The organism is bacterium, assembly GCA_026129405.1.
GTDB lineage: Bacteria > Desulfobacterota > Binatia > DP-6 > DP-6 > JAHCID01.
The window spans coordinates 711,973-729,486 of the sequence record JAHCID010000002.1; the positions used below are offsets into that span (position 1 = coordinate 711,973).

A 17,514-nucleotide genomic window follows, 5' to 3' on the forward strand; every position below is an offset into this window, starting at 1 on the left:
GGCGGACACTAGATGGCGATCGCCTTGCCGCCGCCCGCGGCCGACGGGCCGAGGTCGTGCGCGGGCAGCGAGAAGCGGAACGTCGCGCCCGCACCGGGTCGTGCGGTGGCCGACAGCTGCCCGCCGTGGCACTCCACGATCGAGCGGCTGATGGCGAGGCCGAGGCCCAGGCCCTGCGGCTTCGTGGTGAAGAACGGCGTGAAGATGCGCTGCTCGACGTCCGCGCCGAAGCCGTGGCCGGTGTCGCGCACCGTGACCTCGACGCCGCCGTCGCGCGCGGCCGTGGCGACGACCACCTCGCGCAGGCCGCCGCTCGTCGCGGCGGCCTGCATGCCGTTCAGCACGAGGTTCAGCATCACCTGCTCGATCTGCGTCGCGTCGGCCTGGATCGGCGGCAGCACGGCCGCGCGCTCGAGCCGCACGACGACGCCGTGCACGCGTGCCTGCGGCCCGATGAGGCGTAGGGCGTCGGCGGCGAGCGCGTTGACGTCGACGCCGTCGCTCACGGCGGTCTCGCGTTGCACGAGGTTGCGCAGGCCGCGGATGACGTCGCCGGCGCGGAGCCCCTCGCGCGCGATCTCCTCGAAGGCGGTGCGCAGCACGTGCGGGTCGACGGGACCCGCGCGCAGGCGCTGGAGGCCGCCCTGGGCATAGTTGGTGATGACGCAGAGCGGTTGGTTGATCTCGTGGGCCAGCGCCGCGGCCATCTCCCCCACGGTGTGCAGGCGCAGCGCGTGCGCCAGCTCGGCCTGGTGATGGTGCAGGGCCGCGTGCGCCTCCTCGAGCGCGCGCGTGCGCTCGGCGACGCGTTGCTCGAGGCGCGCTGCGAGCCGGCGCACGGTGGCCTCGGCCCGCCGCCGCTCGAGCAGCTCGCGGCGCAGCTGCACGCGGTAGCGCGTCACCTCGTTGGCCGCCGCGAGCGAGAGCAGGAACGCGATGACGACTGCGGCCGCCGGATCGCGGCTCACCGAGGCGAGCGTGCCGTCGTGCAGCAGCACCGCGGTGCCGAGGACGGCCGCCGCGACCGAGACGGTGACCGCCTGCGCGGCCACGCCCCACGGAACGATCGCGCCCGTCGTCAGTGCGGCGCCGACGAACAGCAGGGTCGTCGTCTGGTAGTCGCCGCCGTGGCTGACGACGCGGTCGGTGCCGGTCAGCAGATAGCCGACGGTGACGACGAGGATCGAGAGCCCCCAGGCGCGCCGCCGTGCCCACGGACGCCCCATCAGCACGAAGGCGAGGACGGCACAGGAGATGCCGAACAGCTTGAAGAGGAACGTCGGCAGCAGCGCCGCCCGCCACGCCAGCAGATCGAGCGCGGAGAACGTGCTCGCCCCCGCGATCGACATCACGAGCACGAGCCGGGTGCGGCGGACCAGCAGCCCCCGGCTGAGGAGGCTCGTGCGTTCGGGGCGATCGCGGGACATCGGCGCGCTCCGGGCGACCCGCTACCACGTCCCCTCCCGGGATTTGAAGCGCCGGATGGGGGGGCTCACAGGTCCGCACGGGGGCGGCGGGGCGGCGCTCGCCACGTCGGTCGCGATTCCCGGCCAAGGCCGCGAAACGACGTCGGATCGGCGCGCCGTTACGGAGGAATCTTCTTGACCGGCCCGGCCCGCGACGGTAGCGCCATGACCCATGGACGATCGTCGCCGCGTCGCAAAACGGGCGGCGTGGCGGCCCGACGCGGCCCGGCGATCGTGGAGACCCGACCCGATGCGACGACCTTCGACCCTGGCTCTTCTCTCGTGCACCGCCGCGCTCGCGGCGCTCGCGCCGCGGCCCGCTGCCGCCGTCGATCCCGGCTCACAGCTCGTCACCTGCGATCGCGCCAATCAGGTCGTCACGCTGACGGCGACGTCGCACCTCGACCCGTCGTGCACCTGGACCCGCGGCGTCGAGATCGTGGCGTCCAACGTCACGCTCGACTGCCAGGGCGCGCACATCGCGGCGCCGGACCGGCGCTACGGGGTCTACATCCACGCGCCGGTCGACACGCCGCTCACCGACATCACCGTGCGCAACTGTCACGTCGAGGGCTTCCTCAACAACTATCACATCGAGCGCGAAGGCTTCCGCGAGCTCGCCGCGGGCGTCGAGTACGAGAACGGCTTCTCGAACATCACCATCGAGGACGGGACGAGCAAGAACTCGCGCGGCGTCGGCATCTTCGTGAACGGCTACGTCGAGGGCGTCACGCTGCGGAACCTCCGCGTCGAGGGCGCCAGCAGCAGCGGCATCTACCTCGAGGCGGGCTCGAAGAACGGCGTCGTCGAGAACAACCTCATCATCGACAACGGCTACGGCGAGAACGGCCCGGCGGGCGGCGTCCGCACCCTCGCCGGGATCGACTTCTGGTACTGGGGCACCGGGCGCGAGGGGCTGTCGATCGACGGCTCGCGCTTCAACGTCGTGCGCAACAACGTCTTCCAGACGAACACCGCGGGCGGCATCTACCTCTACAAGAACTGCGGCGAGTACTGGAGCTCGCGGCCGCAGCGCTGGTACCACCGCCGCTACGGCGCCGACGGCAACGTCATCGAGAACAACACCTTCGTCGGCGAGGACAACGGCATCTGGGTCGGCTCGCGCATGAGCGAGAACATCTTCCCGATGGAGTGCAGCGATCCGCAGTACGCCCCCGGCTACGCGCTCGACTATGCCGACGACAACGTCATCCGGAACAACCGGTTCGAGGACGTGACCTTCGGCATCCGTGTCGAGGACGACGGCACCGAGATCACCGGCAACACCTTCACCAGCAGCGATCCCATCGACGAGGCGATCGTGGTCGGCACCCAGCACCGCACGCTCCACCTGGGGCAGCCGGTCGCCGGCACGGTCATCGCGGACAACGTCGCGAACATCACCGGCAGCCCGAATCCCTATCGCTTCATCTGGGGCCACACGAACACCACGTTCGCGAACAACGAGAGCCTCGGGAAGGTCGTGAGCCTGTGCGAGGGCGTGCAGCCGCCGCGCGGGCCGTTCGTGATGACGGTCGACGTGATCCTGCTGCCGAACCCGCCCCCGGTCGAGATCAAGGAGCTGCCGCCGCCGGGGTTGCTGCCGCCCTGTCGGACGAGCTGCGAGACCGGCTCCGCGCTGGCCAGGGCGAACCTCGTCCTGAAGAAGCTCGATACGCCGGCGGCGGACGACGGGCTCATCTTCAAGGGCGACGTCGTGGTGCCGCATCCCTTCACGCCGGCGCTCGATCCGGCGACCTCGGGGGCGGTCGTCGTGATCGCCGACTCGACCGGGGTGCGCGCCCTCGACGCCACCATCCCGGGCGGCGCGTACGATCCCGTGACGAAGGTGGGCTGGAAGGCCGCGAAGAACGGCCTCGCCTGGAAGTACACCGCGAAGGTGCCGCCGGTCGGCGGCATCACGGTGCTGTCGATCAAGGATCTCTCGAAGAAGACGCCCGGCCTCGTGCAGATCAAGGTGACCGGCAAGAACGGCGCATACGCGGTGAACACCGCGAACCTGCCGCTCACCGGCGTCGTGATCCTCGACCCGCCCACCGGGGCGACGGGCCAGTGCGGCACGGCGTCGTTCGACGCGCCCCTGCAGGGCTGCCGGACCGACGGCAAGACGGTGAAGTGCAAGTGACGCCCCTGCGTCCGTAGCGTGAGGTCCGGCGCCGGCATCCAATGGCCGGCGTCTCCCCCATGCCCAGGCCCGACGACGTCACTCCCGAGTCGCTCTACCTCCGCCGCCGCGAGTTCCTGCGCGACGCCGTCCGCCTGGTCGGCACCGGTGCCGCCGTCGGCGGCGGGCTCCTGTGGCTGACGCAGGGCACGCGCGCCGACCGGCGCGAGGACGCGACGCCCGCGCCGGCGGCCCTCGATCTGCCGATCGCGAGCCGCGTCGACGCCGCCGGCGGCGAGGCGCCGACGCCCTACGCCGACGTCACCACCTACAACAACTTCTACGAGTTCGGCCTCGGCAAGGGCGACCCGGCGGCGAACGCCGGCAGCCTGCGCGCGCGTCCGTGGACGGTGCGCATCGAGGGCGAGGTCGCGAAGCCGCAGACCGTCGACGTCGACACCCTGCTGCGCTGGTTTCCGCTCGAGGAGCGCATCTACCGCATGCGCTGCGTCGAGGCCTGGTCGATGGTGATCCCGTGGCTCGGCTTCCCGCTCGGCGATCTCCTCCGCCGCGTCGAGCCGACATCGCGGGCGCGGTACGTCGCCTTCACCACGCTGCTCGATCCGGAGCAGATGCCCGAGCAGCGCACGACCGTCCTACCCTGGCCCTACGTCGAAGGGCTGCGCCTCGACGAGGCCATGCACCCGCTGAGCCTTCTCGCCGCCGGGCTGTACGGCAAGGTGCTGCCGAACCAGAACGGCGCGCCACTGCGGCTCGTGGTGCCGTGGAAGTACGGCTTCAAGGGCATCAAGTCGATCGTCGCCATCCGCCTCGTGGCGACGCCGCCCGAGACCACGTGGAACCGCGTCGCGCCGAACGAGTACGGCTTCTACGCCAACGTGAACCCGGCCGTGGACCACCCGCGCTGGAGCCAGGCGACGGAGCGCCGCATCGGCGAGCTGTGGCGGCGGCCGACGCTGCCCTTCAACGGCTATGCCGACCAGGTCGCCGGCCTCTACGCCGGCATGGACCTGCGCAGGGACTTCTGATGGCGCGCGCCCGCCCGCTGCGCTGGCTCGCGCCGGGCGTCCTCCTCGGCGCGCTCGTGCCGCTGGCGGTGCTGTGCCGGCGTGCGCTGCACGGCACGCTCGGCGCCAACCCCATCGCCGAGGCGCTGAACCAGCTCGGGCTCCTGGCGCTGATCTTCCTCGTCGCCGCGCTCGCGTGCACGCCGGCGAAGACGCTCCTCGGCTGGACCTGGCCGCTGCGCCTGCGGCGCATGCTCGGGCTGCTCGGGTTCGCCTACGCCGCGCTGCACGTCGCCACCTACGTGGCCCTCGACCAGGGCTTCGACGGCGCGGCGCTGTGGGCCGACGTCACCAAGCGTCGCTTCATCCATGTCGGCGCGGCGGCGTTCCTGCTCCTCGTCCCGCTCGCGGCGACCTCGACGGCCGGCGCCGTACGGCGGCTCGGCTTCGCGCGCTGGAAGCTGCTGCACCGTCTCGCCTACCTCGCCACCGGCCTCGCGGTGCTGCACTTCGTGTGGCGGGTGAAGGTCGACCTGACGGAGCCCGTCGCCTACGCCCTCGTGCTGGCGGGGCTGCTGGCGCTCCGGCTCACCGGCCGGCGTCCGACCTGAGGTCGGCCGCACGGCCGGCGCACGCCGCGGGGGTGCCGGCCGCGACGTGTGCGTCCGCTCAGCGCGGACGGAGCAGGATCTCGGTGCGGCGGTTCTGGGCGCGCCCGGCGGCCGAGTCGTTCGGCGCGACCGGATGGTATTGGCCGGCGGAGATCGCGCGCATGCGGCCGGGGTCCACGCCCTGCGCCTGGAGGTGGCGGACGACGATCGAGGCACGCTCACCGGCGAGCTCCCAGTTGCTCGGGAAGCGGCCGGCGAACGCGGCGGCGATCGGCAGATCGTCGGTGTTGCCGACGACGTCGATCTCGTAGGTCTCGCCCGCGAACTGCGGCGCCACGGCATCGAGGGCCCTGATGCCCTTCTCGCTGAGGGCGACCTGGCCCTCGCCGTAGAGCAGCGCGTCGGCCATGCGCACGCGGATGCCGTTCTTCAGCTGCTCGATCTCGACCTGCTGGGCCGAGATCTCCGACTGCAACGCCGCCTCCAGCGACTGCTGCTGTGCGAGCATCGAGTTGTAGGTCGACTGCATGACGCAGCCGCCGAGCAGCCAGGAGGCCGCGAGCACCGCAACGAGGGGCCGTATCCGACGCAAGGGATCGAGCATGCGGCGAAGCTAGCGGACCGGCGCGGCCGGGGTCTTACCATTTCACGCCACGCCGCGTCGGCGGGCGCTCAGCCGCCGAGCATGTAGCCGCCTCCGCGCTCGACGGCGCGCCGGAACGCGGGCCGCGCGTGCATGCGTTCGACGTACGCGGCGAGGTTCGGCCAGCTGGCCAGCTGCCCGAACATGCGCGCCACCTCGCCGACGAAGGTCATCTGGACGTCGGCGCCGGTGAGCTCGTCGCCGACCAGGAACCGGCGCCCGGCGAGGGCGGCGTCGACGTAGCCGAGGTGGTTCGCGATCTCGGCGTCGATGCGCGGCTTCAGCGGCGCGCCGCCGTCGCCGAGCCGCATGGTGTAGAGCTGGAGCATGAGCGGCAGCATCGCCGAGCCCTCGGCGTAGTGGAGCCACTCGACGTAGCGATCGTAGTCCGGCGACGCCGGGTCGGGCTGCAGGCGCCCCTCCCCGTAGCGGCGGATCAGGTAGTCGACGATGGCGCCCGATTCGGCGATCGTCCGCTCGCCGTCGCTGACCACGGGCGACTTGCCGAGCGGATGCACGGCCTTCAGCTCGGGCGGCGCGAGGCTCGTGGTCGCGTCGCGCTGGTAGCGTCGCACCTCGTACGGCACACCCAGCTCCTCGAGGAGCCAGAGGATGCGCTGTGAGCGGGACTCGTTCAGGTGATGGACGACGACCATGGCTCTCGGTAGAGCACCGGCGGCGGCGCGGGCGCAATCCCTCCTGCGCGCGGTTCGACACGGACACGGCGGCGGAGCAGACTCGCGCCCGGCAATGCGGTGGATACGCCTCGGCGTGGGAACGATGGCGGCGGCGCTCGTGCTCGCGGGCTGCGCGAGCACGCGGCTACCCGGCTGGCTCGGCGGCGACGCGAACCCGGCCGACGGGCAGGTCTACTACGCGGCGGTCGACGGCCTCGCCGTCTACGCCGATCCGGCGGGCACGTCGCCGGTGGTCGGGCGGCTGCCGCTGCACGCACGCGTCCTCCGCACCGAGCTGCGGCACGGCTACGCGCACGTCGTCGCCGATCGCGACGGGCTCGACGGCTGGGTCGACGGCAGGCAGCTCGTCTGGCGCCTGCCGGCCGCGGGCGCGGCGCCGCCGGGCCGCGCCAGCGCCGCCCACGGCACGTACCCACGGCCCCGGCCGCACCTGCACCGGCGGCCGACGCCGCGCCCGGCGCGGACGCCGTGCGGACGCGCCGCCCGCCCCGGCGCCACCCACCCCGACCGTCACGCCGTCGACGGCGCCGCAGCCGCACGCGCCGCCGCCCACGACCTACGACCCCTTCTGAGCGTGGCCGAGACGCATCCGCACGCCCTCTTGGTGGTGCTGCTCGTGGCCGCCGTCGCGCCGCTCTTCAACGAGCTGCCGATCCGGCTCCGCCTGCCGCTCGTCGTGCTCGAGCTCGTCTTCGGCATCGTCGTCGGCCCGCAGGTGCTCGACCTCGTCGCCAACGAGGGCATCCTGCGTGCGCTCGCGGCGCTCGGGCTCTCGTTCCTGTTCTTCCTCGCGGGCATGGACCTCGACTTCCACGAGCTGCGCGGGCGGCCGCTCCAGCTCGGGCTCGCCGGCTGGGCGGCGTCGCTGGCGCTCGCGCTCGGGCTGACGCACGCGCTGCGGCTCGCGGGCGTCGTCTCGGACCAGGTGCTGGTGGCGATCGCGCTCGGCACCACGGCGATCGGCACGCTGCTGCCGATCCTGCGCGACGCGGGCGAGCTCGGCACCCCGTTCGGGCGCTTCGTCCTCGGCGCGGGCGCGCTCGGCGAGTTCGGCCCGATCCTGCTCTTCTCGCTCGTCATCACCGGCGACGACGGGGTGGCCGTGCGCTCGGGGCTGATGGCCACGTTCGTGTTCATCGCGCTCGCGTGCGCCGCCGTCGCGCTGCGGCTCGGGCCGCCGCTCAAGGTCGGGCTCTTCGCGCGCACGCTCCAGAGCACGAGCCAGCTGCCGATCCGCCTGTCGATGTTCCTTCTCGGCGGCCTCGTGGTGCTCGCCGACCTGCTCGGGCTCGACATCCTGCTCGGCGCGTTCGCGGCGGGCAGCGTCGTCGGCCTGCTCGCGCGCGGGCCCGGCGCCGGCCCGTTCCGGCAGAAGCTCGACGCGCTCGGGTTCGGCTTCCTGATCCCGATCTTCTTCGTCGTGAGCGGCACCCAGGTCGACCTGCGCGCGCTCTTCGCCAGCTCCGAGAGCCTCGTGCGCGTGCCGCTGTTCCTGGCGCTGCTGCTCGTCGTGCGCGGCCTGCCGGCGCTGCTCTACCGCCGCGAGCTCGGCGCGCGCGAGCGCCTCGTGCTGGCGCTCTTCTCGGCGACCAGCCTGCCGCTCATCGTCGTCATCGCCGAGCTCGGCAAGGCGACGGGTCGCATGCTGCCGGAGAACGCCGCGGCGCTGGTCGGCGCCGGCATCCTGTCGGTGCTGATCTTCCCGCTCGCGGCCCTGTCGCTGCGCACGCCGCTGCGGCCGCCGGTCGCCTGACCGCCCGCCCCGCACGTCACCAGAAGACGCGGCGGCGTGCGGCGAGACCGCGTGCGAGCAGCGCGCACAGCGCCTCGCGCACGCGGCGGACGCCGGCGGCGACCGTGGAGGTGTTGCAGGGCCCGTGCAGGCGGATCGGCGCGCCGAAGTGCAGGCGGTAGCGCACGGGCAGGGGCAGGACGAGCGTCGGCGTGATCGGCGCCGCGTGCGTACCGACCAGGCGCTTCAGCCAGCCCGGGTTGGCGAGCAGCGGCGCCTCCTCCTCGCCGCCCACCACGGCGACGGGCACGATCGGCGCGCGCGCCAGCATCGCGACGCGCAGGAAGCCCGAGCCGAACGGCGCCAGCCGGTAGCGGTCGCGGAAGCGACGGTCGTGGGCACGCGCGCCCTCGGGGAACACCAGCACGGCGCCGCCGTCGCGCAGGAGGCGGATGCAGGTGGCGCGGTTGCCGTCGACCGCGCCGATGCGCCGCGCCGAGCTGCCGAGGATCGGCAGCTGCATCAGGCGATGGTCCGCCATCGCGTGCACGAGCCGCGGCGGCTCGGCGTCGAGAAGGCAGGCGGAGAGGATGTTCGCGCCGTCCCACGCCAGCGCGTGCGAGGCGTGGTTGGCGACCAGCATGACGCGCCCGCGCGGTAGCTGCTCGATGCCGTGGCAGACGGTGCGGAACCAGCGCCGGTGGAGGAACGTCGTGACGCGGTAGAGGCGCGTGGCGGCGGCGAGATCGAAGCCGTAGCGCTCCGGCGGCACGCGCTCGTTCGCCCGCGCCCGTACGAGGCGAGCGCGCAGGTCGTCGCGGGTGGAGACGCGAGCCGGGGTCGGAGCCGTCGCCGGCGCCGCCGGCATCGCGCGTGGCATGGCGCTGCCCGCAGCAGAAATCGCGCCAGCGCCGCGCCCCGATGCGCCGCGACTTCCGTCTCGCCGGCGTCGCCCTTTCTGCACCCTGCTTGCAAGGCGCGCCTTGACCGCCGGCCGGCGCGCCCGCTACCCCCGCCCCATGACGCCCGCCGACCTCGTCGAGATCGAGCTGATCAAGCGCCTCAAGTACCGCTACATGCGCTGCCTCGACCAGAAGCTCTGGGACGAGATGGCCGACTGCCTCACCGACGACGCGATCGCCTCGTACAGCGGCGGCAAGTACGCCTTCGAGGGCCGCGCCGCGATCCTCGAGTTCTTCCGCCAGGCGATGGGCGCGGAGAGCTTCCTTTCGAGCCACCGCGTCCACCATCCCGAGATCGACCTCACGGGCCCGGCGACGGCCACCGGCGTGTGGGCGCTCGAGGACGTCGTCATCGACGCCACCCGCGACTTCGCGCTGCGCGGCGCCGCCTTCTACACCGACGACTACGCGAAGGGGGCGGACGGGCGCTGGCTCATCGCCCGCACCGCGTACAAGCGCACCTTCGAGGAGATGTGGGTGCGCAGCACCCCGGGCCCGCATCTGCTCACCGCGAGCTGGTGGGGAACGGGGGGCCGCAGCGAGCTTCCCGTCCCTGAGCATCTGACCAGGCTTCCGCGGTCGAGCTTGCGGTCCGGCGACCGGTGAAGCGTCCTATGATGGCGTTTCGGCACTTTTTTCTTTGACTTCCGCGACGCCCGGATCGTATCCACCCCGCCCATGATTCGGGGGGTGCGCGCGCAGCTCGGAACGATCGCACGGAGCCTGCTCGTCCTCGTGGCAGGCCTTCTCGCCACCACCGCGAATGCTGCGGTCGACGGGACCTGGCGCCGCCTGCAGGCGCCGGCGCTCGAGCAGCACGTGATCGTCGACGCGGGCGGCGGCCACGTCACGCTGACCATCGACGTCGCCGGCGAGCCGGCGACGTTCACGGGCAGCGTCGCCGGGGCGTTCACGCTCGACGCCGGCGGGCACCCGTGCCTCGTCCGATGGGACGGCCTCGTGCTGCCCGGCGAGACGCTGATCGACGGCCAGCTCACGGTCGCGTGCTCGCATCCCGACCACACCGAAGCCTCCCGCCTGACGCTCGCGCGCTGCGAGTGTGACGACGAGAACGCGGCGCCGGGCGACGGCTGCGACGCCACCTGCCGCGTCGAGCCGTGCTGGACGTGCACCGGTGCGCCGTCGGTCTGCACGCCGCTCGGCGACGGCGCCGCCTGTGACGACCGTCGCGACTGCACGACCGGCACCACCTGCCAGGCCGGCCTCTGCGGCGGCGGCGCGCCGGTGCCGGCGTGCGTCGACATGAACGGGGTCTGGACCTCGTCCGAGGACACCGGCGTCGACCCGCCGGCCGTGCTCGACTACGACGTCGAGCAGCGGGACGGCATCCTCGTCGTGCGCGCCGGCGGCCTGCGCTACGTCGGCACGATCGACACCGCGAGCGGCGCGTTCGACGCGTCGATGCCCTTCGGCAACCCGATCTGCCCCGAGCAGCGCATCCCCTTCGCGGGCGTCGCGGACGCCACCAGCTACACCGGCAACGGCTTGCTCGCGCTCGCCGACCCGTTCGCCTGCGACGGCCTTCCGACCACGCTCACGGGCACGCGCCAGAACCCCTGCGCCGCGCTTCCCGACGGTGCGGCCTGTGACGACGGCAACCCCTGCACCGACGACGACGTCTGCACCGGCTCTTCGTGCGGCGGCTTCGTCGTCCCCGACGGCACCAGCTGCGACGACGGCAACGCGTGCACGGTCGACGACACCTGTAGCGCGGGCGTCTGCGTCGGCGGTCCGGGCGAGGAGTGCGGCCAGTGTGAGACGTGCGACGTCGAGGTCGGCTGCGTGCCGGTCGCCGACGGCACGAGCTGCGACGACGGCGACGCCTGCAACGTCGGCGAGACCTGCACCGCCGGCACCTGCGGGGGCGGCGCCCCCGAGGTCTGCGGGACCTGCGAGAGCTGCGACACCGTCGCCGGCTGCGTCGTCGTGCCCGACGGCACGTCGTGCGACGACGGCAGCGCCTGCACCACGGTCGACACCTGTACGGGCGGGACGTGCAGCGGCCCGCCGCTCGAGTGCGGCGCGTGCCGTGGCTGCGACCCGCAGGACGGCTGCGTCGCCGCGCCGCGCCCGGTGTGCGAGGCGCCGACGAGCAACAAGGTATCGCTGCTCGCGCGCCGCCTGCCGGTGATCTCGAGCCGCCCGCCGACGCTCGTCTTCAAGTGGAAGGGCGGCGGCGGCGTCGCGCTCGCCGACCTCGGGCTGCCCACCGTCGACGAGCGCTACACCCTGTGCGTCTACGACGAGTCGGGCGCGAAGCCGAAGGTGCTCTTCACCGCGGCGGCGCCGCCCGGTGCGTGCGGCACCGACCCGTGCTGGATGCCGACCGGCTCGAGGGGCTTCCGGTTCAAGAACCGCACGGGCATCGGCGACGGCCTCGTCAGCCTGGCGCTCAGGACCGGTGCGCCGGGGAAGGCCGCCGTGCTGCTGAAGGGCAAGGGCTCGGCGCTGGCACAGCGGCCCGACGGCATGCCGGCGCCCGGCTTCGCGCTGCCGCTGCGTGTGCAGCTCCAGGGCGAGAGCGGCGCCTGCTTCGGCGCCCGCTTCACGGCGGCGACCACGCAGAAGAACGCCGCCGGCCTCTACAAGGGCAAGGGCACGCCCTGAGGCCGCGCGCGCGACGCGGCGCTACGATCCCGGCGTGGCGTCGGCCTCGACGCGTACCGCGTAGCGCGCCCGCAGCGCGGCGAGGCGCTCGCGCGTGCGGGCCTCGCGGCGTTCCGCGAGCACCGCGTGCGCGACGCGGCCGCGGACCGCGTCGAGCGGCGGCGGAGCCGCCCGGGAGGCGCTCGGCGATCCACACCAGGTGGACGCCGTAGGCGACGCGACGGGTCCGCTCAGGTCCCGACCGGCCAGCGCCGCGGCGTCGCGCGCGAAGGCCGGCCCGAGGACGCGCGCGAGCGCGTCGGCGTCGAGCCCGGGCCGAGCGACGCGCCCTGCGGGAGCGGCGTCCCAGCGCCGCGGCCTCGGCCGGGGGCACGGCGTCGCGGCGCGAGGCGCTCGAGCAGCGCCGGTGCGGCGGCCGCCTCGCCGCGGCGCAGGTAGACGTGGGTGAGGCGCAGGCGCGGCGGCTCGCGGAAGGCGTCGGCGTGCGCCGCGTACCAGGCGGCGAGCGCGGCCTCGTCCGGCACGTCGGCGGCGCCGAGGTGGCCCAGCGCGAGGCGCATGGTGCGCACCAGATGGCGCCGCACGACGAGGTCGCGGCGCTCGAGGTCGAGCGCGCGGGCGGTGGCGGCGAGCGCGTCCTCGTCCTCGATCGGCCCGCCGTCGACGAACGCGGCCAGGCGCGCGAGGCGGTCGCGCACGATCGGCTGCGTGCGGTCGAGCGCGCGCTCGACCGCCTCGCGGTAGAGCACCTCGTCGTCGATCGCCTGGTCGAGCATGGCGTCCTCGTCGGGCACGGCGCCGTGCGCGGCCGTCCAGGCGCGACGCAGGCGCGCGACCTCGGCGGCGTCGAAGACGATCGTCGGCGCCGGCGCGGGGAACACCACGTCGCGGGCGAGCCACAGCGCGCCGCCCAGGACGAGGAAGCGCAGCGCCGGCGAACCGACGAGACGTCTCACGGCGTCGCCGTCCGGAGGCGCTGGCGGCCGGCGGTCCAGCGTCGCGGCACCTCGGCGCGCCAGACGCCGGCGGCGAGCGCGATGGTCACTGCATGCTCGCTGCGGTCGGCGCGCGCCAGGTCGAGACGCCCCGTGCGCAGGCGCAGCACGGCGCTGCCGTCGCGCTTGCGGGCCAGCGTCGCGGCGACGAGGCCGCCCGGCCCCCGGCCGCGCAGCACGAAGCGGCCGCGCCCGCGGGCGCGCAGCGTGCCGGCGGGCAGCTCCGCGCGCCAGATCTCGTCGTCGTCGGTGAGGGTCACGGTGAGTGTCGCGCCGGCGGGATCGAGCGCCGCGGGCACGCGGGCGAGGTGCAGGCGCAGGTCGAGCCGATCCTTCCCCGTGCGCTTGCCGAAGCGCAGCGTGCCCTGGACGCGGCCGACGCCGTCGGGCTGGTACCAGATCGGCGACGTCCAGGCGCGCTCGCGGATGAGCGGCGAGAGGAACGCGTCGTTCGCCTCGCCGAGGCAGCACGACGCGAACGCCGGATCCTTGCCCGCTGCCTGCGCCGCGCAGTCGGCCGCGAACGGGTCGACGCCCCGTTCGAGGCACAGGCGCGTGCTCCAGCGGCAGCTCGGCCGCTCGAGCACGCGGGCGTAGTAGAAGGCGCGCTGCTGCGGGTCGAACTCGGGGTCTTCCCAGCGTGCGCAGAGCTCGGCGGCGCCGGCGCCGGCCGGTGCACAGGTCGCGGGATCGACGGCCGGGCCGTCGCCGACCGGGCCGGCGACGTCGTAGACGCGCTCGTGCGTCGTGCCGGCGGCGTCGACCCAGCCCTTCACGATCTGCACGCGCTCGAGATCGACGCCGGCGGGATCCTTCGCCGCCCAGGCGAGGAAGTGCGGGCTGCGCGCGCCGCGCACGGCGCCGAGCTCGCCGCCCATCGGCGTGCCGGCGGCGTAGCCGGTGCGCACGAGGTCGGGGTCGTCGCAGGAGGCGTCGGGGTAGCTGCCGGCGAAGAAGCGCACGACGGGACGCCCGCCGCTGGTGGCGAACGTCTCGCGCCGCTTCAGCGCCGAGAAGAGCGCGTCGCGCGAGTTCTCCTCGGCCCACACGCCGGTGAGGCCGCCGGGGTTGGTGCGCAGCTGGTCGGAGAGCTTCAGCTCGGGCGAGGCGTCGTTGGCGGCCTCGCCGCCCTCCCAGCCGTCCTCGGCGGTGTTGCCGCCGGTGGCGTTGTGGGTGTCGGTCGAGCCGACGAAGCCCAGGCGGAACGGGTTCGCGCCGAGCGCGTCCTCGAGCGCGAGGCCGTCCTTCAGGGCGTTGCGGATCATGTTGCGGCGCGGGTACTCGGCGATCGGCGGGACGCCCTGGTTCGGGATCTGCGAGCCGCGCGGCTCGACCTCGAACGTGCACAGCTCGTCGGCGGTGTCGGCGCCGGCGCCCGCGAGGCGGTCGAAGCGGCACTCGGAGTTGCCCTTCTGCTGGTGGATCTCCGCCAGCGGCTCGATGCGCTGGCGGCGCAGCGCCTCGGCGGCGTCGACGGGATCGAGCCACTGCTCGCCGTCGCTGAGATTCGGGTTGTGCGGGATGATGACCGCGTCGCAGCCCGTGCCCGCGCCGAGGCACTCGTTCTCGATCGCCGTCCAGACGCCCTGCGGGATGCCGCCCGTGGCGGTCTCGATGTAGCTCGCCGCCGCCGGCGGCACCTGGGCGTTGCGGAAGACGACGTTGCGGTGGAGGTGCCGTCCGATCGGCGCCGCCGTGTACTCGTAGCCGACGAAGGTCGTGAAGGCGCAGGCGTCGGTGCGGTCGTAGGCCTCCTCGGCCGCGGCCTGCATCTGCTGCCACACCGACACGGCGGCTGCGTCGCAGTCGACGCCGGGGACGTTGCAGACCGCGAGCGCGGGCGCCGGCGGCGGGATGCCGAGCGGGAACATCCAGCCGATCTGGGTGAGGAAGCGGGCGTCCTGGTCGGGCTCGTGCAGCTCGAGGTTCGTGCACAGGAGCTGCGACGCCGCCGGCGAGCCCGGCGCGTGGCAGACGGCCACCTCGCCGAAGAACTCGGCGTGGTCGGTGACCGCGGCGAAGTCGAGCGGCCGGTCGATGGTGGCGGTGCGCGTCTGCTCCTCCTGCGCGTCGGCCACCGGCACCTCGGCGCCGCGCGCGAACGCGTACGCCGCCCGCGCGTCGAGCCGCGTGCCGTAGATGTAGGCGTCGACCGACGCGGCGGTGTGGATGTGGAGGTCGCCGAAGAACGGCCGGCGCAGCGGAGCCTGCGCGGCGCAGGCGGCACGCGACTCGGTGCGCGACCAGGGCGGCGTCTCGGCGTGCGCGAGCGGGCTCGCGACGGCGAGGGCGACGAGCGCGGCGGCGAGCCGCCTCATCCGACCAGCACCGCCACGCGCTCGAGGCACCAGTAGGTGGCGAGCGCGCCCATCGCGGTGACCGGCGCCGCGCGCAGCCAGCCGGGAGCGGGCAGGGGCAGGCGCCGCCCCGCGGCGAGGACGGCGAGCACCGCGACCACGAACGCGAGCTGCCCCAGCTCGACGCCGCCGTTGAAGCCGACGAGCGCCAGCGGCACGTCGCCCGACGGCAGCCCCGCCTCGCGCAGGGCGGCGGCGAAGCCGAGCCCGTGCAGCAGCCCGAAGCCGCCCGCGGCGATCCACGGCCAGCGTGCGATCGCCCCGCGCCGCGCGGGCGGCCGCGCGACCTCGAGCGCCAGCACCCAGACGCTGAGCGCGATCAGCACCTCGACGGGCGCGGCGGGGACGTCGGCGAGCCCGAGCGCGGCCAGCGACAGCGTCACGCTGTGGCCGAGGGTGAACGCCGTCACCGTGCCGGCCACGCGGCGTAGCGTGCCGCCGAGCAGCACGAGGCCGAAGACGAAGAGCAGATGGTCCGGGCCCGACAGGATGTGGCGGACGCCGAGCCGGCCGTAGTCGCCGAGCACGGTGCGCGCCGTCGGGCGGGCGGGAATCGTCATGCGGGGTTCCTCCGCGGTGAGTAGTCGTTGGACGAGGCGGCCGTCGGCGAGACGCACGCGCACGAGGGCGTCGTGGCCCGCGCTCTCGAGCCCGGCGACGGCGAGCTCCGCGCCCGTGAGGCCGCCGGGCGGACAGGCGACGCTCCAGCGCGTGCGGCGCGCGCTGGCGCTGGCGCGGCGCGCGGCGCCGTGAGCGGCGTGCAGTCCGCCGGCAGCGACGGCGTCACGCGCGCGCCGCGCACCTGGAGACGGCTCGTCTGCCAGGTGACGCGTGCGGTGCCGTTCGGCCGCTGCACGACCTCGAGCAGCGCCGGCGCCAGCGGGTGGGCGTGCGCGGCCGCCGGCAGGACGGCGAGGAGGACGGCGACGACGGCGCGCACGCGCCGCCCCCGCGCCGTCCTCGAACGCTTCGCGTGACCGGCGAGCCGCCGCATCGTCCACGGGCGACATGCCACGGTTCGCGCGCGGCGGGCCAGCGAAACCGCTATCGCCTTGCGACGCGGCGCGGCTCCCCGCTACTCCTCGCGCATGCATGCCTCCGCCGCATCGATGGCGCCGTGAGCTGGGTGCTCGCCGCCCTCGCCGGGCTGGTCGCCGCCGTCGTCGGCTGGGGCGTCGCCGCGGCGCTCGGCGTCTGGCTCGCCGGGCTCGCCGGCATGAGCGATTTCGAGGGCGCGCGCGGGATGTTCGCGGCCTTCGTCGTGGGCCCGCTCGGCGGTCTCGTCGCGATGGTGCTCGCGGTGTGGGGCGTGCTGCGCGTCGGCCGTGGCCGTGCGGCCCTGGGCGCGACGCTCGCGCGCGTCGGCGCGGTGCTCCTCGGCATCGTCGCGGCCGTCGCCGGCGCGATCGTGCTGCGGCTCCAGCTCTCCGACACCTACACGAACGAGCTGCCGCCGACGCTGGCGTTCGAGGTCCGTGCGCCGGCCGCGATGGTGCCCGACGACCGCGCCGCCGTCCGCATCGAGATCAACACCGACAAGAATGCGGCCGACGCGCTGCTCACCGAGGTGCGCGACGACGGCGGCGAGCGTGTCGTCGTGGGACGGGTCGAGCTGGCGATGAAGACGCGCTCGCGCCTGCTCGTCGTCCGGCTGCCCGGCCAGCCGGTGCGGCTGTTCTCGCTGTCGCTCGGCCGCGATCCGGCCTCGACGCCGGCGCTCGGCGACTGGACGCACGCGCGCTGGATCGATCGCCGCGAGGACGGCGGTCAGCCCGAGGCCGCGCCGGCCGACGATCCCGTCGCGCTGCGCTGGCGCGTCCGGCGCGCCGGGGAGCCCTGACCGCGCTCCGCTGGCGTCCGCGCCGGGGCGCTGTCATGGAGGGACGCCAATGCCGACGCCCCTCGACGCCGACCCGTACGTCAGTCTGCGTAGCTGGAAGCGCGACGGCGGCGGCGTCGACACGCCGGTCTGGGCGGCGCCGCTGGATGGGCGTCTCGTCGTGTTCACCCTGCGCGAGTCGTTCAAGGTGAAGCGCATCCGCCGCAACCCGGCCGTCGCGCTGGCGCGCTGCTCGATGCTCGGCGCCGTCTCCGGGCCGTGGTACCCGGGCACGTGCCGGCTGGTCGCCGATGCGGCGCGCGAGGTGCGCGCCTACGCCGCGCTCGAGGCCAAGTACGGCTGGCAGATGCGGCTCGGCACGCTGCTCCGCCGCCTCGTCGGCGGCCTCGAGCGCCGCGTGATCCTCGAGATCACGCTCGACGCCTGACG

16 protein-coding genes are annotated in these 17,514 nt (G+C 74.4%); 9 read left to right on the top strand and 7 right to left on the bottom strand.

Going from position 1 to position 17,514, the window contains the following annotated elements; all coding sequences use genetic code 11:
- Positions 1–8: 8 nt before the first annotated feature.
- Positions 9–1,427, bottom strand: coding sequence for a hypothetical protein (locus tag KIT14_11575; GenBank protein MCW5891175.1), 1,419 nt, complete (start codon positions 1,425–1,427; stop codon positions 9–11).
- Positions 1,428–1,716: 289 nt separating this feature from the next.
- Between KIT14_11575 and KIT14_11580 the strand changes: the two genes are divergently transcribed.
- From KIT14_11580 to KIT14_11590, 3 genes are read left to right on the top strand one after another with little or no spacing between them, the layout of a single operon-like run.
- The gene (locus KIT14_11580) at positions 1,717–3,612 is read left to right on the top strand and encodes a right-handed parallel beta-helix repeat-containing protein (protein ID MCW5891176.1); all 1,896 of its coding nucleotides are present in this window, start codon (positions 1,717–1,719) and stop codon (positions 3,610–3,612) included.
- 41 nt (positions 3,613–3,653) lie between these two features.
- Positions 3,654–4,640: a protein-methionine-sulfoxide reductase catalytic subunit MsrP gene (msrP, locus tag KIT14_11585; protein ID MCW5891177.1), complete on the top strand. Its 987-nt coding sequence runs from the start codon at positions 3,654–3,656 to the stop codon at positions 4,638–4,640.
- Positions 4,640–5,230 carry a sulfoxide reductase heme-binding subunit YedZ gene (locus tag KIT14_11590; GenBank protein MCW5891178.1) on the top strand — a complete coding sequence of 197 codons (591 nt, stop codon included), beginning with the start codon at positions 4,640–4,642 and terminating at the stop codon, positions 5,228–5,230. The genes msrP and KIT14_11590 overlap by 1 nt, the downstream gene beginning before the upstream one ends.
- A 58-nt stretch (positions 5,231–5,288) precedes the next feature.
- Here KIT14_11590 and KIT14_11595 read toward each other — a convergent pair whose 3' ends face one another.
- Entirely contained in the window at positions 5,289–5,795 is a 507-nt protein-coding gene (locus tag KIT14_11595; GenBank protein ID MCW5891179.1) for an OmpA family protein, read from the bottom strand.
- 107 nt (positions 5,796–5,902) lie between these two features.
- Entirely contained in the window at positions 5,903–6,529 is a 627-nt protein-coding gene (locus KIT14_11600; protein MCW5891180.1) for a glutathione S-transferase, read from the bottom strand.
- Between the two features lie 94 nt (positions 6,530–6,623).
- Here KIT14_11600 and KIT14_11605 point away from each other — a divergent pair, with 94 nt between their 5' ends.
- A complete protein-coding gene (locus KIT14_11605; GenBank protein ID MCW5891181.1) occupies positions 6,624–8,324 on the top strand; it encodes a cation:proton antiporter in 1,701 nt (566 codons plus the stop codon).
- 16 nt (positions 8,325–8,340) lie between these two features.
- Here KIT14_11605 and KIT14_11610 read toward each other — a convergent pair whose 3' ends face one another.
- A complete protein-coding gene (locus KIT14_11610) occupies positions 8,341–9,183 on the bottom strand; it encodes an acyltransferase family protein (protein ID MCW5891182.1) in 843 nt (280 codons plus the stop codon).
- A gap of 139 nt (positions 9,184–9,322) precedes the next feature.
- Here KIT14_11610 and KIT14_11615 point away from each other — a divergent pair, with 139 nt between their 5' ends.
- Entirely contained in the window at positions 9,323–9,871 is a 549-nt protein-coding gene (locus KIT14_11615) for a nuclear transport factor 2 family protein (protein ID MCW5891183.1), read from the top strand.
- Between the two features lie 72 nt (positions 9,872–9,943).
- The gene (locus KIT14_11620) at positions 9,944–11,893 is read left to right on the top strand and encodes a hypothetical protein (GenBank protein ID MCW5891184.1); all 1,950 of its coding nucleotides are present in this window, start codon (positions 9,944–9,946) and stop codon (positions 11,891–11,893) included.
- Positions 11,894–12,123: 230 nt separating this feature from the next.
- Here KIT14_11620 and KIT14_11625 read toward each other — a convergent pair whose 3' ends face one another.
- The 3 genes from KIT14_11625 to KIT14_11635 are packed head-to-tail and all read right to left on the bottom strand — an operon-like array spanning position 12,124 to position 15,805.
- Positions 12,124–12,849 (bottom strand): hypothetical protein, encoded by a 726-nt coding sequence (locus KIT14_11625; protein ID MCW5891185.1) that lies wholly within the window; start codon positions 12,847–12,849, stop codon positions 12,124–12,126.
- Positions 12,846–15,206 carry a DUF3604 domain-containing protein gene (locus tag KIT14_11630; protein MCW5891186.1) on the bottom strand — a complete coding sequence of 787 codons (2,361 nt, stop codon included), beginning with the start codon at positions 15,204–15,206 and terminating at the stop codon, positions 12,846–12,848. The genes KIT14_11625 and KIT14_11630 overlap by 4 nt, the downstream gene beginning before the upstream one ends.
- Positions 15,203–15,805 carry a HupE/UreJ family protein gene (locus KIT14_11635; protein ID MCW5891187.1) on the bottom strand — a complete coding sequence of 201 codons (603 nt, stop codon included), beginning with the start codon at positions 15,803–15,805 and terminating at the stop codon, positions 15,203–15,205. Before KIT14_11635 ends, KIT14_11630 begins: the two co-directional genes overlap by 4 nt.
- 189 nt (positions 15,806–15,994) lie before the next feature.
- On the opposite strand from KIT14_11635, the gene KIT14_11640 reads away from it, so the two are divergent.
- The 3 genes from KIT14_11640 to KIT14_11650 all read left to right on the top strand — a co-directional run bounded on the left by KIT14_11640 (position 15,995) and on the right by KIT14_11650 (position 17,512).
- A complete protein-coding gene (locus KIT14_11640; protein MCW5891188.1) occupies positions 15,995–16,222 on the top strand; it encodes a hypothetical protein in 228 nt (75 codons plus the stop codon).
- A gap of 140 nt (positions 16,223–16,362) precedes the next feature.
- Positions 16,363–17,085, top strand: a complete 723-nt coding sequence (locus KIT14_11645; GenBank protein MCW5891189.1) for a hypothetical protein — start codon at positions 16,363–16,365, stop codon at positions 17,083–17,085.
- Positions 17,086–17,134: 49 nt separating this feature from the next.
- Positions 17,135–17,512, top strand: coding sequence for a PPOX class F420-dependent oxidoreductase (locus KIT14_11650; protein ID MCW5891190.1), 378 nt, complete (start codon positions 17,135–17,137; stop codon positions 17,510–17,512).
- The last annotated feature ends 2 nt before the right edge of the window (positions 17,513–17,514 follow it).